Genomic DNA, 3,661 nt, shown 5'->3' with positions numbered 1-3,661 from the left:
GGCCGCGGCGCCGGCGCGCCCACCGTCGACGTGACGCTGCCCGAGGGGCCCACCACCGGGGGCGACCGCGGCGACCGCGGTGACCGGCCCGAGCGCGGCGAGCGCCGCGAGCAGCAGCCCGACGCCCAGCGCCAGCGCCAGCAGCAGGACCAGCAGCGCCCGGCCGGCCAGCCGTCCGAGCAGGACGCCGGCCAGGACGACGACGAGCGCGGCGGCCGCCGCCGGCGCTCGCGCGACCGGTACCGCGACCGCGACGGCCGCAAGCGCGGCCGCGGCCAGCGCGGCGGCGTGGGCGACCTGCCGTACGAGGAGGTGGAGATCGCCGAGGACGACGTGCTCGTCCCGGTCGCCGGCATCCTCGACGTGCTGGACTCCTACGCGTTCGTCCGCACCAGCGGGTACCTGCCCGGCCCGAACGACGTGTACCTGCCGCTCGCGCAGGTCCGCAAGGCCGGTCTGCGCCGCGGCGACGCCATCACCGGTGCCGTGCGCGCGCCCCGCGAGGGCGAGCAGCAGGGGCAGGCCCAGGCCGGCGCGGGCCGGCCGAACAAGGCCAACGCGCTCGTGCGGCTCGACACGGTCAACGGGATGGCGCCGGAGCAGGCGCGCACCCGCCCCGAGTTCACCAAGCTGACCCCGCTGTACCCGCAGGACCGGCTGCGCCTCGAGAACGAGTCGAACCACCTGACGCCGCGGGTCATCGACATCGTCGCCCCCATCGGCAAGGGTCAGCGCGGCCTGATCGTCGCGCCCCCGAAGGCCGGCAAGACGATCATCATGCAGCAGATCGCCAACGCGATCACCGCGAACAACCCCGAGGTCCACCTCATGGTCGTGCTCGTCGACGAGCGCCCCGAGGAGGTCACGGACATGGAGCGGACCGTGAAGGGCGAGGTCATCGCCTCGACCTTCGACCGCCCCGCCTCGGACCACACGATGGTCGCGGAGCTCGCGATCGAGCGCGCGAAGCGCCTGGTCGAGCTCGGCCAGGACGTCGTCGTGCTGCTCGACTCGCTGACCCGCCTGTCCCGCGCGTACAACCTGGCGGCCCCGGCCTCCGGGCGCATCCTGTCCGGCGGTGTGGACGCCTCGGCGCTCTACCCGCCGAAGCGGTTCTTCGGCGCGGCTCGGAACATCGAGCACGGCGGCTCGCTCACCATCCTCGCCTCGGCGCTGGTGGAGACGGGCTCCAAGATGGACGAGGTCATCTTCGAGGAGTTCAAGGGCACCGGGAACATGGAGCTGCGGCTCTCCCGGTCGCTCGCGGACAAGCGGATCTTCCCGGCGGTGGACGTCAACGCGTCCGGCACCCGGCGCGAGGAGATCCTCATCGCCCCGGACGAGCTCAAGATCATCTGGAAGCTCCGCCGCGTCATGGGCGCGCTGGACCAGCAGCAGGCGATCGAGCTGCTGCTCGGCAAGCTCCGCGAGACCAAGAGCAACGTCGAGTTCCTGCTCCAGGTCCAGAAGACGACCCCGGCCCAGAACGGCCACGGCCACCACGACGAGGCGCAGACCCGCGCGATCGTCTGACGAGGTCACCCCCGACGGGGCGGCACCCTCCCGGGGGTGCCGCCCCGTCGTGCGTCCCCGGCGCCCCTCGGCGTCCCCCCCGGCCCCCGGCGCCGAGTCTCCGTTTCTCGCCTGTGCCGGGACTGTCGGGCACAGGCGAGAAGTGGAGACTCGGCGAGATGCGCGCGGGGAGGGCGTGAGGCGCGCGCGGGGAGGGCGCACGCGCGCCGGGGGCGCAGCGGGCGTGCGGGTCAGCGTGGGGCGCGGGCGTCCGCGCGGCGGGCGGCGATCGCCGCCTCGTACCAGGCCAGCGTCTGCTCGGTGATCGCGCCGGCCTCGAACCGCTGCGCGGCGGCGCGCTGCGGGGACCGGGCCGCCGCGCGCGCCGCCGGGTCGTCGACCCAGCGCGCCAGCGTGCGGGCGAACGCCGCGGTGTCCCCGGGGTCGACGAGCTGGTCCTCCAGGCCCGCCATCGGCGTGCGGTAGCCCGGGTTGTCGCCGGCGAGCACGACGCCGCCGGCGTCGGCCAGGGCCTCGACCACGGACATGCCGAAGCTCTCGCCGCCGGTGGACGGCAGGGCGACGACGTCCGCCCCGGCGAGCAGCGCGGCCTTGTCCTCCTCGGCGACGAAGCCGGGGAAGTCGACGCGGTCGGCGATCCCGGCGGCGCGGGCCCGCTCGCGCAGGTCCTCGAGGAGGGGACCGCGGCCGGCGAGGGTCAGCGTCCACGGGCGGGAGGCCGGCATCGCGGCGACCGCGGCGAGCAGCTCGCGCGGGCCCTTGCGCTCCACCAGGCGGCCGAGGAACACGATCCGGACGGGGCGGTCGCCGGGGTCGCCCGGCTCCGCGTGCTCGCCCGGCGCGACCGGCGCCCCCGGTGCGACCTCGCCGCGCGGCTCGACCGCCCCGCCCGGCTCGACCGGGCCGCCCGGCTGCACCGGCCCGCCCAGCTCCACCGGGCCGCCGATGACCGGCACGTCGTCCCGCCCGAAGCCCGCGCGCACCGACTCCCGCGCCGCCTCGGACAGCGCGCTGATGGCGTCGAACCGCCGCAGCCGCCGCCGCTCCAGCAGACCGAGCGCCCGGATGCCCCACCGGGTCGGCCGGTCCTGCGGGTAGATCACGAACTGCCCGACGACGGCGGTGCGCGGCGAGGCCGCGGAGACGACCCGCCCGGCGAGCAGCGGACTGTAAGGCATGGTGACGTGCAGGACGTCGAACGGGACCTCGGCGAGCACCCGGCGGACGTCCGCGCGCCGGGCGGGCAGCGGGCTGCGGAGCCGGTTGCCGTTGAACCGCACGGAGACGGTGCGGCCCAGCACGTGCAGGTGGGGCAGGTCGGTGCGCTCGGTGCTCGAGGTGAGGTAGTGCACCTCGTGGCCGAGGGCGGCGAGCCGGCGGCCGAGGGTGAGCACGATCTGCTGCACCCCGTCCGGCTTGTCGAGGCCGTCGTCGATCACCAGGCCGATGCGGAGCATGCGCGCCATCGTAGGGGCGCCGCGCCGGGTGCCGGACCGGGCGCCGGGGCCCGGGCGCCCGGCGTCAGGCGGGCTCGTGCACCCCGTCGGCGGCCAGGGTCCGGTCGCCGCAGGTGATCGCCCGCGCCGACTCCCGCGCGGCGTCGGTGCCCGCGGCGACCTGGTCCGACGCCCCGGCCGACGCCACGGTCCCGTCGACCCGGATCTGCGTGCGGGTCACGGTGTCGTCGACCAGGTTCAGCCCGGCGAGGTCGAGGGTGCCGTCCCCGTCGAGGTCGACGCAGCCGACGCCGGTGCCCTGGCCGGCGAACCCCTGGTCGAACTGCCAGGGCTCGCCCCGGGTGTCGGTGGCGTCGACCAGCGCGCAGTCCTGCACGACGAGCAGGTCGGCGACGCGGTTGTCGGAGACCAGGACCATCGCGGGGCCGGCGGGGTCGGGGCGCAGCGCGAAGGCGGTGGCGCCGGCGGGCCCGGCGAGGTCGACGGGGTGGGTGAGCGTGGCGCCGCCCGCGGTGGTGACGCCGACGGTGCGGGTGCCGCCGTCGTCGGCGATCCACAGCGCGTCGCCCACGCCGTCGCCGTCGAGGTCGATCGTCTCGACGGCGGCCGCGGCGGCGGGCGCCGCGGCGCCGGTCCCGGTGCAGCCGGCCGCGGGGGCGCCGGGCTGCTGC

3 protein-coding genes are annotated in these 3,661 nt (G+C 76.7%); 1 reads left to right on the top strand and 2 read right to left on the bottom strand.

The genetic code is table 11. The features are described 5' to 3' along the window. On the top strand, positions 1–1,533 hold a 1,533-nt coding region (gene rho / locus FA014_RS18740; RefSeq protein ID WP_154731126.1), incomplete at its 5' end, for a transcription termination factor Rho. A 230-nt stretch (positions 1,534–1,763) separates the two neighbouring features. On the opposite strand, the gene FA014_RS18735 is transcribed toward rho, so the two are convergent. After that, entirely contained in the window at positions 1,764–2,990 is a 1,227-nt protein-coding gene (locus FA014_RS18735) for a glycosyltransferase family 4 protein (protein WP_230323412.1), read from the bottom strand. Positions 2,991–3,054: 64 nt separating this feature from the next. Continuing rightward, positions 3,055–3,661 (bottom strand): hypothetical protein (locus tag FA014_RS20310; protein ID WP_195969377.1); only part of this gene is annotated, 607 nt, incomplete at its 5' end.

The organism is Cellulomonas hominis (genome assembly GCF_005239125.1).
GTDB classification, from domain to species: domain Bacteria; phylum Actinomycetota; class Actinomycetes; order Actinomycetales; family Cellulomonadaceae; genus Cellulomonas; species Cellulomonas hominis_A.
Note: the sequence above shows the minus strand (reverse complement) of the source record. Positions and strands in the feature narration are given on the sequence as shown.

Bases quoted from the DNA above. Each gene is read 5' to 3' on its own strand.
- FA014_RS18735 (WP_230323412.1), bottom strand. From the start codon at position 2,990: ATGCTCCGCATCGGCCTGGTGATCGACGACGGCCTCGACAAGCCGGAC.